This is a genomic window from Protofrankia sp. BMG5.30, from assembly GCF_001983005.1.
Lineage (GTDB): Bacteria > Actinomycetota > Actinomycetes > Frankiales > Frankiaceae > Protofrankia > Protofrankia coriariae.
On sequence record NZ_MOME01000010.1, the window covers coordinates 1 to 18,232 of the forward strand.

The 18,232-nt window shown below is 70.1% G+C and carries 16 protein-coding genes and 4 pseudogenes; 11 read left to right on the top strand and 9 right to left on the bottom strand.

What is annotated here, in order from left to right; all coding sequences use genetic code 11:
• A pseudogene (locus BL254_RS29260) lies at positions 1–170 on the bottom strand (IS630 family transposase); the annotation flags it as partial.
• A 631-nt stretch (positions 171–801) separates the two neighbouring features.
• On the opposite strand from BL254_RS29260, the gene BL254_RS05425 reads away from it, so the two are divergent.
• The gene (locus BL254_RS05425) at positions 802–1,785 is read left to right on the top strand and encodes an L-tyrosine/L-tryptophan isonitrile synthase family protein (RefSeq protein WP_083730861.1); all 984 of its coding nucleotides are present in this window, start codon (positions 802–804) and stop codon (positions 1,783–1,785) included.
• A gap of 27 nt (positions 1,786–1,812) precedes the next feature.
• Here BL254_RS05425 and BL254_RS05430 read toward each other — a convergent pair whose 3' ends face one another.
• Together BL254_RS05430 and BL254_RS26845 are read right to left on the bottom strand one after the other, a co-directional pair.
• Positions 1,813–2,442 carry a MarR family winged helix-turn-helix transcriptional regulator gene (locus BL254_RS05430; RefSeq protein ID WP_083730862.1) on the bottom strand — a complete coding sequence of 210 codons (630 nt, stop codon included), beginning with the start codon at positions 2,440–2,442 and terminating at the stop codon, positions 1,813–1,815.
• Positions 2,443–2,933: 491 nt separating this feature from the next.
• Positions 2,934–3,233 carry a hypothetical protein gene (locus BL254_RS26845; protein WP_175648297.1) on the bottom strand — a complete coding sequence of 100 codons (300 nt, stop codon included), beginning with the start codon at positions 3,231–3,233 and terminating at the stop codon, positions 2,934–2,936.
• 143 nt (positions 3,234–3,376) lie between these two features.
• Here BL254_RS26845 and BL254_RS05435 point away from each other — a divergent pair, with 143 nt between their 5' ends.
• The 6 genes from BL254_RS05435 (at position 3,377) to BL254_RS05460 (ending at position 7,471) form a co-directional block, all read left to right on the top strand.
• Entirely contained in the window at positions 3,377–4,867 is a 1,491-nt protein-coding gene (locus BL254_RS05435; protein ID WP_076842701.1) for a YHS domain-containing protein, read from the top strand.
• Between the two features lie 14 nt (positions 4,868–4,881).
• The gene (locus BL254_RS05440; RefSeq protein WP_047221510.1) at positions 4,882–5,130 is read left to right on the top strand and encodes a toluene-4-monooxygenase system B family protein; all 249 of its coding nucleotides are present in this window, start codon (positions 4,882–4,884) and stop codon (positions 5,128–5,130) included.
• Complete coding sequence (locus BL254_RS05445; protein ID WP_047221511.1) at positions 5,123–5,470, top strand: Rieske 2Fe-2S domain-containing protein; 348 nt, start codon at positions 5,123–5,125, stop codon at positions 5,468–5,470. Before BL254_RS05440 ends, BL254_RS05445 begins: the two co-directional genes overlap by 8 nt.
• 11 nt (positions 5,471–5,481) lie before the next feature.
• The gene (locus BL254_RS05450; RefSeq protein WP_200902306.1) at positions 5,482–5,790 is read left to right on the top strand and encodes an MmoB/DmpM family protein; all 309 of its coding nucleotides are present in this window, start codon (positions 5,482–5,484) and stop codon (positions 5,788–5,790) included.
• On the top strand, positions 5,787–6,806 hold the full coding sequence (locus BL254_RS05455; RefSeq protein ID WP_047221513.1) for an aromatic/alkene monooxygenase hydroxylase subunit beta: 1,020 nt from the start codon (positions 5,787–5,789) through the stop codon (positions 6,804–6,806). The genes BL254_RS05450 and BL254_RS05455 overlap by 4 nt, the downstream gene beginning before the upstream one ends.
• Positions 6,807–6,892: 86 nt before the next feature.
• Positions 6,893–7,471 carry a carbonic anhydrase gene (locus tag BL254_RS05460; protein WP_047221514.1) on the top strand — a complete coding sequence of 193 codons (579 nt, stop codon included), beginning with the start codon at positions 6,893–6,895 and terminating at the stop codon, positions 7,469–7,471.
• A 170-nt stretch (positions 7,472–7,641) separates the two neighbouring features.
• Here the strand turns inward: BL254_RS05460 and BL254_RS05465 are convergent, their stop codons facing one another.
• The 3 genes and pseudogenes from BL254_RS05465 to BL254_RS29265 form a co-directional block, all read right to left on the bottom strand.
• Positions 7,642–8,199, bottom strand: a complete 558-nt coding sequence (locus BL254_RS05465) for an ABC transporter ATP-binding protein (protein ID WP_047221515.1) — start codon at positions 8,197–8,199, stop codon at positions 7,642–7,644.
• Positions 8,196–9,383, bottom strand: coding sequence for an iron ABC transporter permease (locus BL254_RS05470; protein ID WP_083730863.1), 1,188 nt, complete (start codon positions 9,381–9,383; stop codon positions 8,196–8,198). The genes BL254_RS05465 and BL254_RS05470 overlap by 4 nt, the downstream gene beginning before the upstream one ends.
• Positions 9,384–10,471, bottom strand: a pseudogene (locus BL254_RS29265) (ABC transporter substrate-binding protein).
• Positions 10,472–11,804: 1,333 nt separating this feature from the next.
• On the opposite strand from BL254_RS29265, the gene BL254_RS05485 reads away from it, so the two are divergent.
• Positions 11,805–12,173 (top strand): hypothetical protein, encoded by a 369-nt coding sequence (locus BL254_RS05485; RefSeq protein WP_047221517.1) that lies wholly within the window; start codon positions 11,805–11,807, stop codon positions 12,171–12,173.
• On the opposite strand, the pseudogene BL254_RS29270 reads toward BL254_RS05485, so the two are convergent.
• Positions 12,101–12,278, bottom strand: a pseudogene (locus BL254_RS29270) (AMP-binding protein); the annotation flags it as partial. The gene BL254_RS05485 and the pseudogene BL254_RS29270 sit on opposite strands and share 73 nt — an antisense overlap.
• 142 nt (positions 12,279–12,420) lie before the next feature.
• On the opposite strand from BL254_RS29270, the gene BL254_RS05490 reads away from it, so the two are divergent.
• From BL254_RS05490 to lysA, 3 genes are all read left to right on the top strand, one after another.
• Positions 12,421–12,651, top strand: coding sequence for a hypothetical protein (locus tag BL254_RS05490; RefSeq protein WP_076842702.1), 231 nt, complete (start codon positions 12,421–12,423; stop codon positions 12,649–12,651).
• A 124-nt stretch (positions 12,652–12,775) separates the two neighbouring features.
• Positions 12,776–14,158, top strand: coding sequence for an LLM class flavin-dependent oxidoreductase (locus BL254_RS05495; RefSeq protein WP_047221519.1), 1,383 nt, complete (start codon positions 12,776–12,778; stop codon positions 14,156–14,158).
• 342 nt (positions 14,159–14,500) lie between these two features.
• Complete coding sequence (gene lysA, locus BL254_RS05500; protein ID WP_254857831.1) at positions 14,501–15,877, top strand: diaminopimelate decarboxylase; 1,377 nt, start codon at positions 14,501–14,503, stop codon at positions 15,875–15,877.
• A gap of 62 nt (positions 15,878–15,939) precedes the next feature.
• Here the strand turns inward: lysA and BL254_RS05505 are convergent.
• A pseudogene (locus tag BL254_RS05505) lies at positions 15,940–16,743 on the bottom strand (ABC transporter ATP-binding protein).
• Positions 16,744–17,006: 263 nt separating this feature from the next.
• The gene (locus tag BL254_RS05510) at positions 17,007–18,071 is read right to left on the bottom strand and encodes an NrtA/SsuA/CpmA family ABC transporter substrate-binding protein (protein WP_083730864.1); all 1,065 of its coding nucleotides are present in this window, start codon (positions 18,069–18,071) and stop codon (positions 17,007–17,009) included.
• Between the last annotated feature and the right edge of the window lie 161 nt (positions 18,072–18,232).

An 18,232-nucleotide genomic window follows, 5' to 3' on the forward strand; every position in this document is an offset into this window, starting at 1 on the left:
TCCGCGGCGACCAGCCGGGCGATCACCGGCACGCTGTTTCCGCCGGCCGAGGCCAGCAGCATCATCGCCCGCCGGTACCGCACCGTGCTGGTTGTCCCCCGGCGCACGATCCGTTGCAGCCGCTGCCCTTCCTGATCAGTCAACCTGCGGACCCTGACTGGTGCTSCCATCACACCCCCACACAGCTGGATCGGACACCGTCTCACCAGCCTGCCCCGCCAGCACGACCCACAACACGGTGAACCAACCCGGCCACAGCACTAGAGCGCCGGTCAGGCAGCGCGAATCCCATCCGCAACCATCCACACAGGCCATGATCCAGACGAGTTTGTTGCCGTATACGCTTTTTGGYCGCATCGGCGTCTACAGCGACAAACTCGCGATGATCTTCTCCGGCGGCCGGCGTCCATCGACGCGCACCGCCGTCCGCGACGGATACTCATGGTCACATAATTGCCGCTCCAGAACATCTGGACCATCTTTTCAGGTCGGCCAGATGGTCACGCGCCCTATTTCGACCAGGAGAACAAGTTTCGACCAGGAGAACGAGTACGGAAACGGCTGCTACGGCAACCGCCTGTTCTCTCGTCAACCGTTCGTTCCCTCGTTTTCGCGGTCCGACGGCGTTCGGCCGTCGGTCTCTGATCGGCTGCGGGCGGGCCGTGTTGCCTGACCAACGCTTCATGCCTCACGGGGCCGGTTTCTGATCGGCCCGCGGGGCTCCGCGGACGAACACCGCGATCCGCGACCGCCCGGCGACCGCCGAGGCGCCATTTCGCCATGCCCTCGTGGAGGTCATCCATGCCGCCCGCCGGCACCACCCCAGGTGTCGCCACCCCTGCCATCACCACCCCAGATGTCGCCACCCCGGCCATCACCGCCTCAACCACCGCCGCTCCAACCGCCGCCGCCTCAACCGTCGCCGCCGTCGCCGCTCCAGTCGTCGCCGGCGCGGCCACCACCACGTCTGGCAGCACACCGGCCGTCGCCCGGACGTGCGCGCGCATCCTCTCCCTCGTCCTGCCCGGTTTCCCCTGCAAGTCGCCCAATCCCGCCAAGGTGCTCGGCCGCGTCCCGGACGAGGGTGAACGGCTCTCGCTGCGTTTCCTCGACGGGCTGTGCGCGGCCGTCGAGGAGGTGTACGCCCCCGGGGCACGAATGCTCATCTGCTCCGACGGGCACGTCTTCGGCGACCTCATCGGCGTCCCGGACGAGCACATCGACGCCTACGCGGGCGGACTACAGGCCATGATCCGACACGAACGCCTGGGTCACCTGAGCGTCTTCGACCTGCGCGACGTCCTCGGTGACCTGCCCTACGACGACAAGCGGACGCTGGTGAGCGAGCGGTACGCCCCGCCCCTGGAACAGCTGCGCGCCGAGGTACGCGCCGGCGAGGACACCCTGCGTCTCTACCGCGGCATCACCCGTTTCCTGGTCGACGACACCGCGGACTTCGCGGGAAGCAGATCGGCGCTGCAATGCGCGTGCCGACAGCGGGCGTACGGCGTGATCCAGCGCAGCCGTGCCTGGAGCAACATCATCGCCGCTCACCATCCCCGCTCGGTGCGGCTGTCCATCCACCCGCAGCGGCGGGGCGCGGCCAAGCTCGGTATCCGCCTGCTGGACGCCCGCGACGCCTGGGCCACACCCTGGCATTCGGTGGCGCTGCACCGCCTGGACGGCGGCTGGGAGCTGACGCGGCGGACCGACGCCGAACGGCTCGGCCGTCTCGTGCTGCGCAACGGCCAACCAAGCCACTTCGAGGCAACCACACCCGCCTGAACCTCCGGGCGGGACATACGAGCGGTGTCAGCTGACCGCGGTCAGGGAGCCTTTGGTGCGGTGCTGGGCGCAGTCGACACGCAGGGCGGACGGTGGCAGGTCGTGGTCGAAGTAGGCGCAGCGGTGCGTGCGCGCGGAGCGGGTGCCCGGGGCGACCGTGAGGTGGTCGCACGTGGTGCAGGAGCGGGACACGGGGATCAGATCGGCCTCGTGGAAGCGTTGCAGGACGGCCAGCAGCGCGATGAACAGGTCCTCGGCCTGCGTCGGGTCGATGCTCGACAGGGCGATCTCGGCGGGTACCATCCGGCGCGCGGCCTTGGCGGCGATCCGCCGGCCTGCCAGGGTGAGGACGATCTGCTGCTGCCGGCCGTCGTCGGGATCGCGTCTGCGCTCGACGAGCCCCTTACGGTGCAGGGCACCGACCGCGTCGCTGACTGTCGGGTCGGCGACGTTGAGCTCGCGGGCCAGCGCCGTGCTCTGTGCCCGCGGCGGGGGGCCGTGGTGCAGATAGGCCAGGATACGCAGCTGCGTCGACGAAAGCCCGTGCGTCTCGGCGGTACGCCGGGCCAGTACGTGCAGGGCGTCGCCGATGACGTCCAGGGCGGCAACGACTTTCGCGTCGATGCCGTGGTGCCGTTCGTCGTCCGCCATTCGCATGGGCCGACTGTAGCAACCTTTCGCCGCTATCTGTCAAGGTGAGCCGAGAGACAGGTAATGTCCATTAGCTCGTGGCCGAAGCGTGCGAGCGGGGCACCGGACTAAAGCAGGTAGAATAAGGCGGACCGAGAGAACGACCACGTGTCCGTAGCGCCGTGACCAGCCGTGCCCTGGCGAAGACGGCCGGACCACTCGCTGACCCGGATGTYGTCCGGCCACATTCCCGACACCAGGTGTCGAACGACGATCCGCATTCCGGGTCCCGGTTCAGGACGATGACGTACCGGCCGGTTCTTCCGGCGCGGTTCGACGCTTCGGAGGCCGCCCACACGCTGCCGCGACTTCTTCGAGCACCATATTTGACCACCACATTCGACTGTCACATTCGACCACAACATTCGACCTGCCACGTTCGACTGTCACGTTCGACTGCCACAACAGCACCCACCGTCATTCCGGGCTCGGGTCGTACCGGCTCCGGCGACGGCGCGTCACGGCCAGGCCGGGGTGGTCGGGGTAGCAGGGCAGGCCCCGGGCGGGGCGGCGGGGCCGAGCGGCGATCCTGGCGGATGCCCGGGCGGCCTGTCCCGACCGCTTCGTCGGGCGACCCCGCCGGCCCGCAGGCCTCCCCGGCCCCGCAGGCCCCGCAGGCCCCGCAGGCGCTGCCCGCGCAGGCCTGGATCGGCCCGGCGTCCCAACCGGTGCGGCAGCCGGCGTTCCAGCCGGTGCGGCAGCCGGCCGACGGGCAGTCGGCCGGTGACACGGAACCGACCGGTCAGCGGTTTCTTCAAGATTCCCTCTCGACGATGCTGACAAGTCCCGTCCACGTACATGCCGCGAATAATTCTTAGGAGTCCTTGACAGTCGCTTGTACACCTTGTCTACTGACCGCGTAGACAAACGTGAGCATTCCGGCAGCGAAGGAGATCTCCCGATGCCCAAGCTCTCCCGCAGTGACTGGTACGACCTGGCACGCGACATGAACTGGACGTTCGGCTACGTCAACGAGGCCGACGTGTTCCCCGAAGAACTGTCGGGCACCGGTCGTGTCCCGCCCGAGGCGTGGCTGGCCTGGGACGAGCCCTACAAGATCAGTTACCGCGAATACGTCCACAACCAGGTCACCAAGGACACCACCACCTACTCGCTGAAGAACGCCGTCGGCCGCTCGAAGCTGTTCGACCAACTCGATCCGGGCTGGAAGTCCGTGGTCGTCGCGCACTACGGCGCGATCGCGATGCCGGAGTACCTGGCGTCCTTCGGCGAGGCCCGCATGGGCCGGTTCGGGCGCGCCGCAGCCTGGCGCAACACCGCGACGTTCGGCACGCTGGACGAGGTAAGGCACGGCCAGATCCAGACGTTCTTCCCGTACGGCCTGCTCGGCAAGGAGCCGCGCGGCGACTGGGCACTGAAGGCGTTCCACACCAACAACTGGATCACCCTGGCCGTACGGCACCTCTTCGACGACATGTTCGTCGCCAACGACGCGCTGTCCGTCGCGATCCAGCTCACCTTCACGCTGGAGACCGGTTTTACGAACCTGCAGTTCCTCGGCATGGCCGCGGACGCCATCGACGTCGGCGACCTGGAGTTCGGCTCACTGATCTCGAGCATCCAGACGGACGAGGCGCGCCACGCGCAACAGGGCGAGYCCACCATCAAGGTGCTCATCGACAACGGCCACAAAGAATACGGCCAGTTCCTGGTCGACCACATGTTCTGGCGGGCCTGGCGCGCGTTCGCCCTGCTCACCGGCCTGTCAATGGACTATTACACCCCGCTGGACAGCCGGAAGATGAGCTTCAAGGAGTTCATCCAGGACTGGGTCGTCAAGCAGTTCGCCGACCAGTTCCGCGACTATGGCCTGGACTTCCCCTGGTACTGGGACGAGTTCATCAACGAACTGGACTGGTACCACCACGCGATCCACACCGTCGTCTGGAACTACCGGCCCAGCGTCTGGTGGAACTCCGACGCCGGCGTCTCGCCGAAGGAACGGCAGTGGCTGGAGGAGAAGTACCCCGGCTGGAACCGCGCCTTCGGAAAGCACTGGGACGTGCTCACCGAGAACGTCCGCACGGGCAATCTCGCCGAGACTTTCCCGGAGACGCTGCCGGTCGCCTGCAACCTCTGCCAGCTACCGATCGTCCGCGCCGCTGGCGTGCTGGCCGGCGCGCACACCGACCCCGCCCCGCTCCGGCACGTACACAACGGGCGCGTCTACCAGTTCTGCTCCGAGCCCTGCAGGTGGATCTTTACTCGGCGGCCGGAGCGGTTCGCCGGCCACAAGTCGATCACCGACCGGCTGTGGACCGGGGACATCAACCCGCCGAACATCGGCGGCGTCCTCGCCTACATGGGCCTGTCCGAGGCCGAACACGGTGTCGACGCCGACAACTACGCCTGGGCCAACGGCAAGCACTGACCGAAGGAGGAGACATGGCACTGCTGCCGCTCAGCGGGACCTTCCTCGGCGACGTCACCACGGTGGGCGTCGTGGTCGACGACGAGGACACGGCCGAGGCCGTCGGGCAGAAGATCGCTCACCACGCGGTGGGGCGGCGAGTGGCCGCCCGTACCGCTCCGATCCGGGTGCGGCTGGGCGGCCGGGTCCTGGACCCGGACGAGATCATCGGCAGGACCGGCGTCTCCCCTTACGACCACGTCGAGGTCTTCTTCGATGAGTGACTGGCACGACGTGGCCACCCTCGACGATCTCTGGGAAGGCGATGTCGCGGAGGTCGCCGTCGGCCCGGACACCATCCTGCTCGCGCACCTGCCCGGCCGGCAGGTACGCGCCTACCAGGGGATCTGCCCGCACTCGGAGTACTCGCTCGCGGGCGGCGACCTCGACGGGGACGTGCTGACCTGCACCGGCCACCTGTGGGAGTTCGACCTGCGCACCGGCGAGGGGGTCAACCCGTCGAACTGCCGGCTCTACGAGTACCCGGTCCGGCTGTCCGGAGAGCAGATCGCCGTATCGGTGCCGACCGACGGTCGGCCCCACTACAACCGCTGCCGAGGTTGAGGAGGCATCCGTTGACCGACAGACCGGACTACCTGGTCGGCCCCGTGGTACGGGGCTTCGACCCGGACATCGTCGACGCGCTGCAGACCGCGCTGGAGAAGGACAACCCCGGCTCGGAGCTGTTCGTCGACGACAACACCGGGTACGTACGCATCCACGCCCAGCGCTTCCTGCGGGTCACCCGGGCCAGCCTGTCCGAGGCGCTCGGACGGCCCATCGACCTGCCGTCGCTGGAACCCGCCATCGCGGGCTTCGCGGGCCGGATGAAGTACACCGGCGACGACGAACTGACCTGGTACCTGGCCCGGGAGGACCGATGACCGGCCCGACGCGCTCACTGCGCACGTGGAGCATCGCCGACGCCGGGCGGCGCCGGCTCAACGAATACGAGATCGTCACCAAAAAGTTCCACTACCACTTCGGCAGGCAGCCCGCACCGTTCGACCTCGACCCGGACAGCCCGATCAACCAGTGGTACCTCAGGCACCGTGAGGGCTCACCGGTCCAGGCCGACAGCTGGGAGGAGTTCTCCGACCCCGCCCAGCTCAACTATCGGCGTTACATCGCCCTCCARCACGACCGCGAGATCTACGCCGAACGCGTCGTCGACCGCTTCGAGGCCCTCGACCACGACGCCGGGCTCGACCCGGCCTGGGTCGCCGTCCTGGGCCGCGTCTACCTGCCCGCCCGGTTCGCGCTGCACGTCCTGCAGATCACCAGCCTGTACGTCGGCCAGCTGGCGCCGAGCGCGGCCATCACGAACGCGTCCTTCTTCCAGGCCGCCGACGAACTGCGCGCGCTGCAGTGGATCGCCTACCGGGCGAAGTCGCTGTCGCTCTCGCACGGCCCGGACCTCGCCGACAGCACGGTCGCGCGCCGCGTCTGGGAGCAGGATCCGGCCTGGCAGCCGGCCCGCGAACTGCTGGAGAACCTGCTGCTGGCCTACGACTGGGCTGAGGCGTTCACCGCCCTCGACCTCGTCGTCAAGCCGGCCTTCGACGCCCTGTTCAAGCAGGCCTTCGCCGCGCTCGCGACCGCCAACAGGGACGAGCTGACCGCGCAGCTGCTGCACGAGTCCGGCGTCGACAGCGGGCGCGGCCAGGACTGGACCGGCGCCCTCGCCCGCTACATCCTCGCCGCCCGGCCGGGCAACCGCGAGCACATCCTCGGCTGGGAGAGCAGGTGGCAGCCGCGCGTCACGCGCGCCATCGACGCCCTGGCCGGCACGTTCGGTGCGGCACCCGCGCCGGCGGACGCCGCGTCCGTGCGGCAGACCGTGGACCAGGCGACCACACAGTTCCGTAACAGCTGGCTCACGGCGGTTCCGGCCACGTAGTCCCGTCCGCACAGAGGTTCCTACAGAGATTCCTTCCGACCGCGTAGAGCTGACAGATCAGTCACCACGTCAAAGGAGCGTTGTAGATGTCCGTTCTGCCCGAAGTCATCGCAGCCAACGCAGAGTACGCTGCCTCGTTCGGTGACAGGAGCGAGCTGGCCCTGCCGCCGGCCCGGGGCTTCGCCATCCTCACCTGCATGGACGCCCGGCTGGACCCGGCCAAGTACGCCGGGCTGCGCGAGGGCGACGCCCACGTGATCCGCAACGCCGGCGGGCGCGCCAGCGACGACGCGATCCGCTCGTTCGTGATCTCGTACAAGCTGCTGGGCACCAGGGAGTGGTTCATCATCCACCACAGCGACTGCGGGATGGAGTTCTTCACCGACGAGGTGATCCGCGGCCTGCTCGCCAACAGCCTGGAGACCGCCGCCCTCGGTGACCAGGGCTTCTACGACGTCGGCACCGGCCCGGGCGCCCGCGAGGGCGACTACATCGACTGGCTGACGATCTCCGACCAGGCCACGAGCGTCACCGAGGACGTCCGCCGGGTCCGCAACCACCCGCTCGTCCCCGCGCGCATCCCGATCTACGGGTACATCTACGACGTCAAGAGCGGCCTGCTCCTCGAGGTCCCGACCGCCACCGAAGTCGGCCGAGCGTCATAAGCCGACCAGGGTCGGCCAGGGTCGGCCAGGCGTCGTAAGCCGACCAGGGTCGGCCAGGCGGCACAGTCCGTCAGCACAGTTTTCTCTTTCCGTGAATGGCCCTGTGAGGGGGTGGTTCCGGGGCATCCCCGGAACCACCGGCATTCGCGCTGAGAGCACGTCCCGCGCGGTCAGGTTTCGCCGACGGCTTCGGGGAGCTGTTGGCGCTGGTTGGGTGTGGCCGCTGGGGTGTGGTGGTCGTAGGCGATCAGGGCGTCGCCGGTGAGGGGATGTTCCACGACCGCGGCCCGTACCCCGAAGACCGCTGCCAGCAGGGCGGGGGTGAGCACCTGCTGAGGCGCGCCGGAGGCGACGATCGTGCCGTGCTGGAGCACGTGCAGCCGGTCGCACACCGCGGCGGCGGCGTTGAGGTCGTGCAGCGCCAGCAGGGTGGTGCGGCGCTGGGCACGCAGCAGGGCGAGCAACTCCACCTGGTGGCGCACGTCGAGATGGTTGGTGGGCTCGTCGAGCACCAGCACGTCCGGCTGCTGGGCGAGCGCGCGGGCCAGCAGCACCCGCCCCGCCCGCGGCCGCAGGTGCCGGTAGACGGTACGCAGCACGGTGGACCTGCCGCTGCCGTTGGGCCCCACCAGGCCGGCGATCTCACCCTCGCCGGCCACCAGGTGGACACCGGCCACCACGGCACGGCCGGCGAGCACGACGGAAAGATCCTCGATGGCGATCCTCACGTGCGTCCCAGCCGCCGGTCGAGCAGGTACAGCAGGGCGGGGGCGCCGATCAGCGACGTGACCACKCCGACCGGCAGCTCCTGGGTGTCCAGCGCGGTGCGGGCGGCGATGTCCACCGCGACCAGCAGCACCGCCCCGGCCAGGGCCGCCACCGGCAGCAGCCGGCGATGGTCGCCGCCGACCACCAGCCGGCAGGCGTGCGGGATCATGAGCCCGACGAAGCCGATGGCGCCGGAGACCGCCACCAGCACGCCCGTGAGCACGCTGGTCACGACGAACAGCTCGCGGCGCAACCGGGTGACGTCCACCCCGAGGCCGGCCGCTGTCTCGTCCCCCATGAGCAGCGCGTTGAGAGCGCGGGCGCGGGCCTGCAGAACGACCAGCCCGGACGCCACCGTGACGGTGGGTATCGCGAGCGTGCCCCACTGGGCGCCGCCGAGGCTGCCCATCAGCCAGAAGAGCACACCGCGGGTCTGCTGCTCGTCCCCCGTCCGCAGCACCAGGTAGCTGGTGAAACCGGACAGGAACTGGCCGATGCCCACACCCGCAAGCACCGGCCGTAGCGGCGAGAAGCCGCCGCCGCGCCGGGCCAGCGCCCACACCAGGGCGAACGACGCCAACGCGCCGGCGAAGGCGGCGGTGGAGACACCGATCCGCGGCAGGCCACCCACGCCCGCGCCCACGCCGAGCACTATCGCGGCGACCGCGCCGAGCGAGGCGCCGGAGGAGACACCCAGCAGGTAGGGGTCGGCCAGCGGGTTGCGCACCAGGGCCTGCACCGCCGTGCCGACGAGGCCGAGACCGGCGCCGACCACGGCCGCGAGCAGCGCGCGGGGCACCCGCAGCTGCCACACGATCAGATCCTGGGGGCCCGGTGGCGCCGGGCGTCCGGTGAGGTGACGGCCCACGACGGACCACACCTCGCCCATCGGCACATCGGTGGAGCCGAGGGAGACGGCCAGGGTCAGCGCGGCGACCAGCGCCACGCCCAGCCCGGCGGCCACCCAGCCGGCCCGCGCGCCGCCGCCCGGATGCCGGACCGACCGGGCCGTGGGGTCCGGGGACCGATCCGGGCGGCCCGTGGTGCCCGAGCCCTGGTCCGGCCGGTCCGTGTCCGCGCTGTCCGCGGCGCCCGCGGAGCCGGAGGAGCCGCCGTCCCCGCGGAGGAACGCGATGATCGGCATCTACCGCCTGACCCGGCCGGGGTAGAGGGCAGCGGCGATCTGCTGCACCGCGTCGGCGTTGCGCACTCCGGCGATGGTGGTCTGCTCCGAGCCGACGCGCAGGAAGCGGCCCTCCCTGACCGCGGTCAGACCGCTGGTGGCCGGGAAGGTACGCAGGAACTGCGCCGCGGCGTCGAACGCTTTGTCGTCGGCCTCCGGGRCTGCCCTGGTTGCGCACGCCGAGCTGAATCCAGTCGGGGTTGCGGGAGACCACGTCCTCCCARCCGACCGGTCTGAAGTCACCGTCACAGTCGGCGAAGATGTTGCGCGCCCCGGCCTGGGTGATCACCGCGTTGCCGACCTGCCTGTTGCAGATCGCCATCGGCTGCGCGGTGCCGGCGTCGTAGTCGAGGAAGAAATTATGTGGGACGCCGGTCCGGCGCGACGTCGGCGATCGCCGAGCGCACCGCGCCGGTCTTCCGCTCCATGTCGGCGACCAGTTCCTGGGCGCGGGCGGAGGTCCCGGTGACGGCGCCGAGCCGGGTGATGTCCGCCTCGACCTCCGACAGGTCGTTCTGCGGGTGCGCCAGCGTCGCCGCGCAGGCCGTCGAGTGCAGGTAGATGTGCTTGATCCCGACGGCGGCGAACTCCCGCGGGCTGGCCACGTCCCCCATGCCGCTCATGCCGCCCGCGCCGGCCGGCGGGCCGAAGGTGTCGATGTAGAGCTGGGCGCCGGACCCGAGCAGCTTCTCCTTGGCGATCACCCCTTCGCCCAGCACCGGCACCTTCGCGATCTGCTCGGCGAACCGCTCCGGCACGGTGCCCCTGCCGGGCGGGAAACCGGTGCCGATCACCCGGTCACCGGCACCCAGCCAGAACAGGGTCTCCAGGCTGGAGGCATTGCTGGTGACGATCTTCTGCGGGGCGGAGTCGAAGGTGGTCTCGACGCCGTCGCAGTCGGCGACTTTCACCGGAAAACCGGAGCCGGCCAGGGACGGCCCGACAGCCGGCGCGGGAGCGGGACCCCCGCCCCCGGAGTCCCCGCCGCCGCAGGCAGCGGCCAACAGGGCCACCGCGGCCGCAAGACCACACAACAGGCGAGGACGCATGCAGGCTCTCCCGGGAATCGTGTCCGTGTAAGCCCGCCGTTGCGGACCCGTCCCAGGTAGTCGGCCGCGAGACGCCCACGGTTCCCGCGAGCATCAGACCCGCGCGGGAACCTGCCGCTTCACCCCGTTCGCCATGATTCGTTGCTCACAGCGCGATGAGACCCGCACGGGTTGAGGTGAAACCGCACGCATCGAGGCCATGCCACGGCGTGCCGCTGGTGCTGACGCTCATGTGGCCGTCGTTCGACCCTGCCGCCAGCGGCAAGGTCGAACCGCCCGGCCAGGYGGTGCTACCGCGGGTCCACAGGGGGCTCTGGGGATGGCAAAGGCCGTTTCCGTATTATTCCAGGACACTCATGCCTGAGGAACCGACTGGTCTTCCGGCACGCTGAAGGGGCAATGTGTCTCGTCCGCAATGGATTCCCGTCGTCGTGCTCGCCGCGGCGGCCGTCGTCGCAGTGGTAGGTTGTGGCGGCATAGTGCCCTCCACCGGAGGCGGCAGTGTAACTTCTCCGTCGCCGTCCCAGCCCGCCTCAGCACTAGCGCAGGAAGCCGGGGCTCAGCAGCGAGGGCATGGTCTTTCGGCGACGCCAACACTGACCTCTGATATCCCGGATGGTCTTCCGACGACCATCCCGAGACCCGCATCCCCCACCRGCGACACGCCTCCCTCCTTCTTCACGAAACTCCCTGCTCCGTCGTCTGGGCACTCCCTGGCCCCGGGGATCCCGCCCGCGCCGGCGCCGCCTCCGGCATCCGGTCCGGCAYCGGTAGCCCACTCGACGACCGCACCGCCAGTGGCGCCGCCTCCGGTACCAGTGGTCCACTCGACGACCACGCTGCCAGCGGCCCAGGCCACCGTGCCAAATCTGTATGGTGCGACCCGGTCGGAGGCGACGGCCATCCTGCATCAGGCCGGGTTTTACAACATCTCGTTCTCCGAAGGATGCAGCACCAGCGGACTGCACGACGTGGTCAACAGCCAGACTCCAGCGGCCGGYGTCATCACTGCCGTTACAGCGCGAGTCGGTATGCACATCCATATCCTCGGCTGCGTCTCGATAAGCAATGTGGTGGGCTGGCGGATGGACAATGCTCTGGACCATCTCAGGAGGACGGGCTGGACTCCGGTGGCCGGAAACGGCGGTTGCGTGTCGGGTGACAACGGCGTGGTCGCTACGATGGTCCCGCGGGGCGGTTCCTTCGCCCGGCCGGGTTCTCAGGTACGGCTCGACCCAGGATGCCTCTGACCTAAATTCGCCGTTAGTGGCGTGGGAGAGGGCCTGACCATCCGCTGGTTGTCCTGATCCGGCGCAATCCTTCCAGGACTGGCGTGAACGCGACGCGCAGCAGCGACGCGTTCACCTTCTCGGCGCTCTCCTCCGCGGAGTTCTCCGCCTTGTCCGGACGTATCTCACCCCTGCTCACCGTTGCCGTGAATCTCCTACAGGACGCCGGAACGCCCGGGACCAGCACCGGCTACGTCACAGCGGCGCCTGGCGCGCTCGGCACGACCGCCCGCCTGGGTGGGTGTCAACCCGCGGCGTGCGGCGGCCTGGGTGAGCGTGGCGACCAGGTCCGCGTCGAAGCCGAGCAGCACCGGCCGCGGGCCGTGTCGCGCGGCGGCGACCTCGGCCCGCCCAGGTGCAGCTCACCGGTCGCCCCGGCGCCGGCCGGCAGCAGACCGCCGTCGAGAACGTAGGCCCGCACGTTCGGGTCGGGCCGGCCGATGGGCAGCGGCCGGGTCGCCGGGGTCGTACCGCCAGATCACCGCGTTGACCGTGACCTCGGTGGGGCCGTAGGCACCGGCGGTTGTGTTGCGCTCTTGTGTCTATCGGATGAACAAATATTTGTGACACGCGTCATGCTCGCGTCACAACAGCGGCGGCAAAGAGGCCGATGGCGGCGCCCGCGCGACGGCAGTCCGCCCATCCCGTACCTCGACCGAGGTGGTCCTCGCCGGCAGGGCCGACCGCGAGCTGGCGCTGCGCGCGGCGCTGCGGGCCGCGAAGGCGAAGGTCGTCGTCGACGAGACCGGGCAGCGGGCCGCCTCGGCGGTATTCGACGTCGGCGGGGCGACCGCGGCCCGCCGACGTCACCCAGATCGACCGGCACTGGCGCAACATCCGCACGCTCGCGTCACACAACCCGCGCACCTACAAGGCCAGGTGGATCGGTGACCACGAGATAAACGGAACCCCGCTGCCCGACGCGGCCTTTTTCTGACTCTCCGATTTCTGGCTCTCCGACGCCCGGCCCGGCACGGCCCGGCCCGTACCGCCGCCCCGAGAGGACGCACCAGCGATGACGCAGAGCGCAGCGCAACCGACCACCGGACACAAGCCCGTACGGCAGCTGCACCTCAACGCGAACGTGCTGGCCTCGGGCCGGCACGACGCCGCCTGGCGGCTGTCGGACAACCCACGTTCCGTGGACGACGTCGACGCGTTCTGCGAGATCGCGCGGATCGCCGAACGGGGCACGTTCGACGCGGTCTTCTTCGCCGACGGGCCCCAGCTCGCGGCCGACTTCGACCGCCGCCCCTGGCACTCGCTGGACCCTGTGGTCCTGCTCGCGGCGATGGCCCGGGCGACCGAACGGGTGGGCCTGGTGGCGACGGCGTCGACGACGTTCAACGAGCCCTACGAGGTAGCCCGCAGGTTCGCCACCCTCGACCACGTCAGCGGGGGACGGGCCGCCTGGAACATCGTGACCAGCCAGAGCGACGACGCCGCGGCCAACTTCGGCCATCCGCGCATGCCCGGCCATGCCGAGCGCTACGCGCGGGCCGAGGAGTTCGTCGACGTCGTCGTGAAGCTCTGGGACAGCTTCGAGGACGAGGCGCTGCTGGCCGACCCGGTCACCGGCCGTTACGCCGACCCGGCGCGGGTGCACCGCATCGACCATGTCGGTCCGGCGTTCCGGGTCCGCGGGCCGCTGAACGTGCCGCGTGCCCCGCAGGGACGCCCGATGATCGTGCAGGCCGGCGACTCCGGGCCGAGCCGGCGGCTCGGCGCGCGCTGGGCGGACGCGCTGTTCACCGTCCAGCGCACCTGCACCGAGGCGCAGGCGTTCTACGCGCAGCTGAAGGGGCTGGCCGCGGCGAACGGCCGTGACCCGGACTCGCTGGTGATCCTGCCCGGGCTCTACACGGTGGTCGGCAGCACGCAGGCCGAGGCGCGGCGGCGCAGGGAGGAGATGGACGCCCTGCTGGACCTCGACGTTCAGGTCGCCCTGCTCGCCGAGCGCCTGAACGTCGACCCACAGCGGCTCACTCTCGACCGGCCGCTGCCCGACGACATCGACGGGCAGGGCGGCGCCGGGATAACGAGCGGTTTCGTCGAAAACATCCTGCGTGAGGCGCGCCGGGAGAACCTGACCGTGCGACAGTTGCTGGGCCGTAACCCGTTCGGCGGACACCGGCTCGTCGTCGGCACACCCGAGCAGATCGCCGACAACATGGAGCGGTGGTTCCGCGGCCGGGCGGCCGACGGGTTCAACCTGAACATGGACGCCTACCCGTCCGGGCTCGAGCTGTTCGTGGACCATGTCGTGCCCGAACTACGGCGGCGCGGCCTGTTCCGCACCGCCTACGAGGGCGTCACGCTGCGCAGCCATCTCGGCCTGCCCAGAGCGCCGAGCCGCTATGCGCCCGCCTCCCCCGGCCTGGTCGCGGCCACGCGCTGATCCAGCGCTCACACAGCCGCCAAAGCCCGGGGATGCGTCAGATCGGGGCAGCTTCAGTATTCTGTGCGGGTTGGCGCTGAACCTGCGCCCCGGGTCGCGGGTACGTCGGACGGTGAACCTGATTCACCTCGCCCGAGCACCTCCACCTGCTTGTCGACGACGGGTGACCGGCTCGTCGACGGCGGGCGGGAGTGGGAGCGTGTCTGTCGGCGCAGCCGCGAACCGGAGGTTCAGGGCCGTCACCTGCCCGCATGATCCCGGCCGTCCGGGGTGGTGCGACAGGCACCCACCCCAGCTCGCGACGATCGCCATGGTGCGTGACTCATCATCCGGGAGAAGGCATTGGATCGTTTCACGTACCGGGACGGCGTGCTGTACGTGGAGGACGTCGCCGTGGAGGAGATCGCGGCCCGTTTCGGCACGCCGGTCTACGTGTACTCGCACGGCACTCTCGTCACCCACCTGCGGCAGGTCGCGGACGCGTTCGCTGACCTCGCGCCGCTGATCTGCTTCTCGGYCAAGGCGCTGAGCAACATCCACCTGCTGCGCAACCTCGCGGCGGCGGGCGCGGGCGTGGACGTGGTCAGCGGCGGCGAACTATACCGGGCGCTGCTGGCCGGGGTGCCCGCGCAGCGGATCGTCTTCGCCGGTGTGGGCAAGTCCGACGAGGAGCTGCGGTACGCGGTGCGCTCCGGCATCCGCTGCGTCAACGTGGAGTCCGAGAGTGAGATGCGCGCCCTCGCCCGGGCGGCGGCCGACTGCCAACTCCCGGTGGGGGCGGCCGTGCGGGTCAACCCGGACGTCGCGGTCGACTCCCGCACCCCGGCCAAGACCACGACCGGGCGCCGCGGCGGCAAGTTCGGGATCGACCTCGACCAGGTGCACGAGGTGTACCGGCTGGCCGTGGACGACCGCTGGCTGCGGCCGGCGGGCCTGCACTTCCACATCGGCTCCCCGATCTTCGACCCGCGGGCCTACGGCGACGCCGTGGACAAGGTGCTGACCCTGGCGGAGAAGCTGACCGCCGACGGCGCCCCCGTCCCGACGATCAACATCGGTGGTGGTTTCCCCGCGGACTACGAGGGGGCCGGCGTCCCGGGCTGGTCGGACTTCGCCGCCGTGATCGTGCCGAAGCTGCGCTCCTTCGTGGCCGCCGGCGGCATGGTCGTCATGGAGCCCGGCCGTTCGATCGCGGCCAACGCCGGCGTGCTGCTGGCCAGCGTGCGCTACCTGAAGACCTCCGGCTCGCGGAACGTCGTGATCACCGACACCGGGATGAGCCACCTGATCCGGACCGCCTTCTACGACACGTTCCACTTCCTGTGGCCGGCCCGGCCGCGGGACGGCGTGTCACCGGTGAGCCGTACCGGCGAGCACGACCTGCCGGGCCTGACGCGCTACGACGTCGCGGGCCCGCTGTGCGAGTCCAGCGACTACCTCGCGAAGGACCGGCTCCTCCCCTCGCTGCGGGCCGGAGACGTGCTGGCCGTCTTCACCGCCGGCGCCTACGGCATGACGATGGCCAGCCACTACAACGGCCTGCCCCGCCCCGCGGAGGTGCTGGTCGACGGCGGGGACGTCCGGCTGATCCGGCGACGTGAGACCTACGAGGACCTCGTCTCGGCGGAGCTGGATGCCGGCGCGGAGAGCGGGCTGGAGACCGGGCCCACCGGCTTGGCCTCGGCCGGACCCGCCACGGCGGGCGCGGCGCCGGAGTGACCCACGGCCCTGGCCGGCCGGGCGGGGACTACCGCGCCGCGCCGGCCGGTGCGCGGAGCCGGTCAGGTGGTGGCTTTCGCCAGCGCGCCGGAGTCAGTGCGCGCGCCACCAGGGTCGGGGAGCACGCCGAGCTCGGCCAGCAGGGCCTCCCGCAGCGCCAGGAAGCCGGCGTCCGCCCGACCCCGGGCACCGGTGAGCTGGATGCGGTGCTCGGCGGCGATCTCCCCCGTCCGCATGACCAGCACCCGGTCGGCGAGGGCGATCGCCTCGTCGACGTCGTGGGTGACCAGCAGCACCGCCGGCCGGTGCCGGGCGACCAGCTCCCGGACAAGCTCGTGCATCTTGATCCTGGTCAGCGCGTCGAGGGCGGCGAACGGCTCGTCGAGCAGCAGCAGTTTCGGCTCGCGGACCAGCGCCCGGGCGAGGGCGACCCGCTGCGCCTCCCCACCGGAGAGGGTGATCGGCCACGCCTCGAGATGGCCGCTGAGGCCGACCTCCGCCAGCGCGGCGGCGGCCTTCTGCTACCCCTCGCCCCGCGGCAGCCCGATCGCGACGTTGCGCCAGACCCGCTCCCACGGCAGCAGCCGGTGCTCCTGGAACACCACCGCCCGCTGCGCCGGCACGTCGACCGTGCCGGCGTCGGGCTGGTCGAGGCCGGCGAGGGTACGCAACAAGGTGGTCTTGCCGCAGCCGCTCTTGCCCAGCAGAGCGACGAACTCACCGGCGGCGATGTCGACGTCGAGCCCGTCGATGACGACCTTGTCCTGATAGGCGCGGCGCAGACCGCGGACCCGGACGAGGGACGCTCCCCCGGCGGACGCGGCATCCGCGGTCTCCCGCGAGACGGTGGCGGGCTGGGATGTCATTACCTCGAGTTCCCTTCAACCAGGTGTTCGGCTGGGCCGGCGACCAGACCGTGGCGCGGGATCGCGCTCTGCGCCGCCGACGGCCGCTTCAGACGGTGGCCGCTTCAGACGGTGGCCGCTTCAGACGGTGGGATTGCTTCCGGCGGTGGCCGCGGCGACGACCGCGACCACCGCCGGATATGAGGACCTTCGTCAGATAAAGGACTGTTATCAGATAAAGGACCGTTGTCGGATGAGAACCGCCGTCGCGACGGCGGACGGCGCTACAGCTTGACGGCGTGGTCGGCGACGACGAGCTTGCCGGACAGCACCTTGTGGTCGGTCATCCAGTCCGCGCCGTACTGGAGCTTCTCGATCGCGTCGTCGTCGATCAGCTTGAGCTTTGTGACGACCCTGTTGGCCGTCAGCTTCTGCAGGACGCCGTCCGGGTAGTTGGCCGCGGCGGTCTGGATCCGCACCGTCTCCTCTATGTGGTTCGCCTGCCACTCGTACTCCGCCACGTAGGCATTGATCACCTTGCGGACGAGGTCGGGGTTCTTCTCGGCGTATTCCCGGCGGACCAGATAGGTACGGAAATCCAACTGCCGGGGCAGCTCGTCCTGGTCAACGAAGATGGGGACGGCGCCGTAGGCGACCTCGGCCTGCTCCCGCGGGCCGGACCAGATGGACCAGGCGTCGACCTTCCCCGTGGAGAACGCCGGTCCCGCGTCCGGCGGGTTCAGGTACACGAACTTCACCTGGTCCTTGGGGACGCCGTACTTCTCCAGGGCCGCCACCAGCAGGAACTCCCCGAGCCCAGCCTTGTTCACCGCGACCGACTTCCCTGCCAGGTCCTTCACCGAGCGGATTCCCGATTTCGGCAGAACGAGGATCGCGCTGCTCCGTGGCGACGTCTCGCCGAATCCGACATAGACCAGCGGGGAGCCGGCGAGAATGGCGGCGTCCGCCGGCGTGGAACTCCCCCCGAAGCTGAAGTCCGCGCTGCCTCCGGTGACCGCCTGCATGGTCGGGGCGTGGTTCGGGAAGGGGCCGAGCCACTGGACCGCGATGCCCTGCGCCCGCAGGTTCTTCTCCAGCTCGCCGCGTTCCTTCTCCGGCGACCCCGTCCCGAAGGTCAGCCGGACCGTGCTGGTGTTGCCGCCGCCGCTGCCGCTGTCGTCCGATCCGCAGGCGGCCAGCGGGACTGCCAGCCCGGCCGCGGCCGCGGTGGACAGAAAGGTCCGCCGGGACAGGCCGCGCCGGCCGATCACCATGTGCCGACTGGTGCCGGCACCGGCACCGGCACCACGGGCGGCGGTCGGAGTCCACAGGGAGTTCGCAGGAGACATCGGCTTTCCTTTACAGCACGAGGCCATTCAATGGCCGACAGTTGTATTGATTACCTGGCGCGACGATGCACGAAAACCGCACACGCGAGACAGCTATGACCAGAACAGGTGATATCGGATCAGGTGCTGTTGGAACAGATGGCCTGGCCGGAACGGCCCGG

Excerpts from the sequence above, each read along its gene's own strand:
- BL254_RS05425 (WP_083730861.1), top strand. The coding sequence starts at position 802 with ATGCCGCCCGCCGGCACCACCCCAGGTGTCGCCACCCCTGCCATCACC.
- BL254_RS05430 (WP_083730862.1), bottom strand. The coding sequence starts at position 2,442 with ATGCGAATGGCGGACGACGAACGGCACCACGGCATCGACGCGAAAGTC.
- BL254_RS05440 (WP_047221510.1), top strand. The coding sequence starts at position 4,882 with ATGGCACTGCTGCCGCTCAGCGGGACCTTCCTCGGCGACGTCACCACG.
- BL254_RS05445 (WP_047221511.1), top strand. The coding sequence starts at position 5,123 with ATGAGTGACTGGCACGACGTGGCCACCCTCGACGATCTCTGGGAAGGC.
- BL254_RS05460 (WP_047221514.1), top strand. The coding sequence starts at position 6,893 with ATGTCCGTTCTGCCCGAAGTCATCGCAGCCAACGCAGAGTACGCTGCC.
- BL254_RS05495 (WP_047221519.1), top strand. The coding sequence starts at position 12,776 with ATGACGCAGAGCGCAGCGCAACCGACCACCGGACACAAGCCCGTACGG.
- BL254_RS05510 (WP_083730864.1), bottom strand. The coding sequence starts at position 18,071 with ATGTCTCCTGCGAACTCCCTGTGGACTCCGACCGCCGCCCGTGGTGCC.